At 66.3% G+C, this 5,667-nt stretch carries 4 protein-coding genes; 1 reads left to right on the top strand and 3 read right to left on the bottom strand.

Going from position 1 to position 5,667, the window contains the following annotated elements; all coding sequences use genetic code 11:
- Positions 1 to 85: 85 nt before the first annotated feature.
- The 3 genes from ltrA to SZN_RS35005 all read right to left on the bottom strand — a co-directional run bounded on the left by ltrA (position 86) and on the right by SZN_RS35005 (position 3,977).
- Complete coding sequence (gene ltrA / locus SZN_RS34995; protein ID WP_007504718.1) at positions 86 to 1,339, bottom strand: group II intron reverse transcriptase/maturase; 1,254 nt, start codon at positions 1,337 to 1,339, stop codon at positions 86 to 88.
- Positions 1,340 to 1,906: 567 nt separating this feature from the next.
- Complete coding sequence (locus SZN_RS41140; protein WP_007504719.1) at positions 1,907 to 2,299, bottom strand: transposase; 393 nt, start codon at positions 2,297 to 2,299, stop codon at positions 1,907 to 1,909.
- Positions 2,300 to 2,366: 67 nt separating this feature from the next.
- A complete protein-coding gene (locus tag SZN_RS35005) occupies positions 2,367 to 3,977 on the bottom strand; it encodes a Helicase associated domain protein (RefSeq protein ID WP_341865612.1) in 1,611 nt (536 codons plus the stop codon).
- A gap of 150 nt (positions 3,978 to 4,127) precedes the next feature.
- On the opposite strand from SZN_RS35005, the gene SZN_RS35010 reads away from it, so the two are divergent.
- Complete coding sequence (locus SZN_RS35010) at positions 4,128 to 5,564, top strand: serine/threonine protein kinase (protein WP_007504721.1); 1,437 nt, start codon at positions 4,128 to 4,130, stop codon at positions 5,562 to 5,564.
- Positions 5,565 to 5,667 lie beyond the last annotated feature (103 nt).

Raw genomic sequence — 5,667 nt, forward strand, 5'->3', positions numbered from 1 at the left:
TCGGGTGGCCCGGGGGAATTTCACCCCCGGGCTCCCACAGATCCCGGCGTGACAGTCTCCCGTCACCGGGCTCCTATTATCCTGGTCACCAGATCGAGTGGACCCATTTCCAGTGGGCAAAGAAAAGCGGGTACGCGGTGGTGACCTGCTTCCATCGCCGGTGGAACTTCTTGAAGGTCTTCAGCCGCCGGTATTTCTTGCGGACCCAGCGCATCAGGTAGTAGTTGATGCGCTTGAGGAGGGGATACAGCTCGGTGCGATAGAACGCACCGTAGTACTGCATCCAGCCGCGGATGATGGGGTTGAGCCATCGCGCGAACTCGCCGAGGGTGTAGCCGATGTGCATGTGAAGCCGCCAGGAGCGGACCTCCATACTCATCTTCTTCAGGGCGTCCTTACTGGGCGCCGGAAGGAATGAAGTGAAGATCTTTCCGTTCCGGTCTCGCGCTGGACGACGCTGGAACGTGAAACCGAGGAAGGTGAACGACGTTGCCGCGACACCGTCGTGGCGCCCGTCTCTTCCGCAGTAAACAATCCGGGTCTTGGCCGGGTGCAGTTGCAGTCCGACCTCCTCCATCCTGTTCCCGATCGCCGCCAGGACCACACGGGCCCGGCGCTCGGAGTCGCAGTGCACGACTGCGTCATCCGCATAGCGTTCGAACTGGACGTCCGGGAAATTCCGGGAGAGCCACAGATCGAACGCATAGTGCAGAAACAGATTCGCCAACACGGGAGAAACCGCCGACCCCTGTGGGGTTCCGCGATCTCGCTGCCGCAAGGTGCCGTCGGGAAGTTGCAGTGGAGCGGCAAGCCACCGCTTCACATACAACACGACCCACGCGGCATCGGTATGGGTTTCCACCGCCTTGATGACGAGGTCCCAGCGGACGCTGTCGAAGAATTTAGAGACATCGAGATCGACGGCCCACTTCTTCTTCCAGCACCGCCGCCGGCATGCCTCGACCGCGTTCAGAGCCGACCTACCCGGCCGGTAGCCGTAGGAGTCCGGGTGGAACACCGGCTCCACCCGCTTCTCCAGATGAGCGGCCACCACCGTCTGGGCGATTCTGTCCGCGACCGTTGGCACACCGAGCAAACGAACCCCGTCGCCATGCGACTTCGGGATTTCCGCACCTTTCACCGGAGGAGGAAAATAGCTTCCCGAAGCCATCCGATTCCAGATCTTATAGAGGTTCCCCTTCAGATCCTTCTCGAACTCCTCGATCGTGCAGCCATCCGCCCCCGGAGCACCCTGATTGGCCTTGACCTTCAGGTACGCCTCCCAGACCTCCGTCTTTGATATCTCGAACGACTTGATCTGTGATTTCAGCTCGCCCACGCAGCTCCTCCCAGGAAACTCCTGGTTGACCGAACAAACGAACCACGGATAATCCGGCCCCTTCGCTCCGCTCCCACCGCGCCCAGCAGGAGATTCACCACTACTACGAACCGGTCCGCCAACACACTTCGCATCGGTACTCAGTTCCTCGCGGGTTGTCCGCTTGGAAGGCTCCCTTTCACAACACTGCGTGAAAAACGCAGAGTTGAGGCATCGAAGTGTGTCTTCCCACGTTCCGCACGAAAGCAGCAGACCAGATTCACGTCGCCTCCACACCGGGCACCACCTGGCCAGTAAACGGGTTTCCGCCAGACTCATCCCGGGCCAAAAAGTAACACCCGGTTCTGATGCCATTTCATCAATAACGACGCGTCAACAGCGATCCCCACAAGGGGACTGCGCTCCGTCTCCCTGGTCCCCACCTGACGCCTCACGGACGCCTTTTCCACAGTCGCTCACCACGGTCGCGTCACCGCTTCCGCAGCATGTGGCGGTTTGAAGCCTCCCCCCGCAGGGCGACTCCGAAGGGCCGAAAGTCCTTCATCTCTCGTGCAGCATCGCGTACGGCTACTCAACTACCCCAAGCAGCCTCCGCGTTCGTGGCACACCTTTTCCCATGACTTCCAGGGCCGCGTCCCGGCGGGCCAGGTCCTTCTCCAGCCGCGCGACCTTCTTGCGCAGCCGCTCCAGTTCGGCCTGCTCGGCCGCCTTCTTCGGCCGCACCGCCGAGGTCCGCCGGTCGGCAAGGGCACCCAGGGCGCCGGCCTCGCGGGCCTGGCGCCACTCGATGATGTGCGAGTGGTACAGCCGCTCACGGCGCAGGATCGCGCCTTTCTCCCCGGCCGGGGCGGCGTCGTACTCGGCAACGATCCGAAGCTTGTACGCCGCGGAAAACGTCCGCCGCTTCGGCTTCGGCGCCGGATCGTCACCGGCGGCGGGTATCGGGGTGATGCTGGCCATACTGAGGGGATCTCCTGTCTCGCCCATCCAGACTAACCCGACAAACCGTGTGTCTCAGTTGAGACTGTCAGAGAGGGAGCGCCTCCTGCTCCCCGGCGCGCTGACTGCGACGCCGGGGCCGGGCATCCTGAGCCGCCGTGGCATCGATGCCCAGCCGTGAAAGGAGCCGTTGCTGCTCAGGATGCAGATCCGGATACCGGGTGCACTGCAGGTACAGCCACTCGCCCAGACTGAGGCCGGTACCGGGAAATCCTCCCCGCGCATCCAACGGGCCCTGTGCCGCGACGTGACACCTGGCCTGGTGGTAGGTGCGCTGCCACAGGGTCGGCCATGGCGTGTCCCAGTACGGGTCCAGTGCACGCAGCGCGGCGCAGCGCCAGGCAGGCATCCCCAGACGGAGCATGCGCTGGTTGGTCATCCACGCCCCCAGAGGAAAGCCGTCCTGGAGCGTGTCCGCCCGTGTGGCCAGATGCCCCCGCGCAGCCGCGTAGGCCCGGGCACGGGTCAGGCCCGCTTCGAACGCCTCGTCGGCCTGGCGGCTGTGCCCGCGCCGCCGTTTGAGGGGCAGCGCCTCTGCGGCTTCACCGCCGGCCACCTCTTGCAGGTGCTGGGCGAGTTCGTCAGCCAAGGGACGAGGCCGGTGCGCGGGATGGACCTTCCACAGCAACCGCTGCCCGTCGTCATCGGGCACTTCCGCCGCCTTGCTGCACTGGTGCGCCCAGGCGAACAGCGGTCCGTCCATGCACGATGTCAGGCAACCAGTGAGCCAAGGCCGCTCCAGACAGCGCGCCAGCTCACTGATGAACACGGGGAGGTCGCCCAGGCAGAAAGGGAGGTGGCCGCGCACCTGGGTTGCGATACGGCGCCTCATCGTCTGGTCTGCCAACATCCCGGCGACGGCCACCGTCTCCGGATAGGTGACCAAGCCGCGGGCCAGGATCCGCCACCGCCCAGGATCCTCGTCCTCGGGAACCGTCGCGCACAGCCGCGCCGGCCACAGGCGTTCCTCGGGCCACTCCTGCGCCCACCACCAGGCTGTGACCGCCTCAGCAACCTCGAACGCCGGACCAGCGACGGGGGAGCGGCGCAGCAGCCTGCGGTGATCCTCCTGCGCCCGGACCACCTCCGGGCATCCGGCCAACCCCACGACACGGCCCCCGCTGCCAGGCACGCCCATCAGCCAGCACCGGTGGCGTGGGCAGACCCGCTGGTGCGCCGCCAGGTACACCCGGGCTGGTGCAACGCGACCCGTCCGCGCAGCCACACAGCCCGGGCACGCCGGACCCCAGGTGGCAACCGTCTCCACCCCGTTGTGGAGCCGAGCCGCCGGCCTCTTCTTCGAGGGGCCCAGCGGCTCCTCCCGCGTCCAGGCCGGCAACGCGCGGCGTAAGCCCGCCTGCGGCACACGACACAGTGCCGCGACCCGGTCCCGGGCCGCGGCGTTCAAGAACACCTCACTGTCGCCCTGCAGAGCCCCGACGACGCCCTGCTGGCCAGCCACTTCGGTGACCGCCGACAGCAGACTCCGCACCGTCAGGCCGTATCTGTCCGCGATCCGCCCAAGGAACGACAGTGTCATCTCACCCTGCAGGGGAGCGACCCGAAAGGCACCCGCGGCCAGCAACAGTTTCCCCGCCCGTCCCGTCCCTGTGACAACTAGCGTGCTTCGGCTCAACAAGTGTGACTGAGCGCTTCACTTGGCGAGTTGAGCAGTCGCATCGGTAGCCGTCAGCAAGTTAAAGGGAGTTGAAGGGAAAGCCTTCGCGGTCACTCGCGAAGGCGCGGGACAATACAGCGGGACGAGCTCGGCGTGAGAACGGAAGGCACCGTGGGAAAGGTCGACGGCAAGAACTGGAGGCCGCAGGAGGGCGCCAGGCTGGGGGAATGGACCCTGGTCGGCCGCGGCTACCTCGGCAAGGGCGGCAACGGCGAGGTCTGGGAAGCACGCCGCGAGAGCGGCGACGGCCGGTACGCGATCAAGATGTTCGGCCTCGGGAAATCCCTGAAAGACCGCCGCCGGAGGTTCGCCGACGAGATCAGGTTCCTGCACGGCTACACCGGCGAGGGCGTCGTGCCGCTCGTCGACTCGCACGTGCCCGAGGACACGCAGGAGATCTGCTGGTACGTCATGCCCTTGGCCGTCCCGCTGGACGAGGCCCTCGGCGACACCCCGGCCGAGGAGACGATGCTGGAGGCCGTCGCCGCCTACGCCGAGACGCTGGCCGTCCTGGCGGAGCAAGGTGTCCACCACCGCGACATCAAGCCGTCGAACCTGTTCCAGCGTGACGGCCGGTGGGAGATCGGCGACTTTGGACTGGTCACCTTCCCGGGCAAGGGCGACGTCACCAGCCCGGCGGTGAAGCTCGGCCCGGTGAACTTCCACGCCCCCGAGATGCTGGAGCCCGGCGATGACGTCGACGGCGGCCCGGCGGACGTCTGGTCGCTGGCGAAGACGATGTGGGTGCTGCTGCGTCGGACCCGGTGGCCGCTGCCGGGGGAGTACCGGTCAGGTGGCGAGTACAGCCTCCAGGGGCACATCGCGTTGCCATGGGCGGGCGAGCTGGACCGGCTGATGCAGCGCTGCACCGTGCTCCACCCGGCGGGCCGGCCGACGATGGCCGAGTTCGCGAAGGAGGTCCGCGCCTGTCTGGCCGAGCCGCCCGAATCGCGCGAGACCGCGTCGATCGCCGAGATGCAGGACCGTCTTGCTGTCCTGACCGCTGCCTCACATGAGGCTGCGCAGCAGGCTCAGGAGCGCCGGAACTTCCTGGACCGGCTCGCCCTGGAGCTCGACGTTCTCTTCACGGACCTCTACGGCGTGGTCGACGGGATGCTCCAGAACAAGTTCCGCTACTACGAGTCGCAGCCCGAGCCGAGCGAGGCGACGCGTCTGCTGCCCATGCTGATGCCCCCGTGGGCACATCAACGCGGCGCGCAGTTCACCTCGCCGGATCAGGACGGCAAGGCTGCGGTGAAGTTCTCGTTCGTGGTGCGCCTGGTCAACAAGCTCGACGACGAGGCAGAGATCGCCTTCGACCTGCGGGTGGTTCACCGACACCACAGTCTGGAGGACTATCCCTTCAAGCTGCAGCGCACCTGGAACGCGCCTGTCGGTTCCGTTCAGTTCGCCCGGGTTCTGGACGAGATCCGTGCCGTCGCCTCCAACGCGGTGCCGGACATGCTTCCAGTGATCCTCCGCATCGTGGCCCTGGCCGACGATCACGTTCCGGACTGGTATGCCAAGGCCCGCGCGGGCGACATCTGACCAGCCGCGACGACGAGGGCGGCCTTGGAGAGAACCATCTCCTCGGGGAGGGGCGCTCAGCTCGCCAACTCAACCGCTCACTGAAGCGCTCAGTCGCAACAAG

Origin of the sequence: Streptomyces zinciresistens K42 (genome assembly GCF_000225525.1) — a bacterium.
GTDB lineage: Bacteria > Actinomycetota > Actinomycetes > Streptomycetales > Streptomycetaceae > Streptomyces > Streptomyces zinciresistens.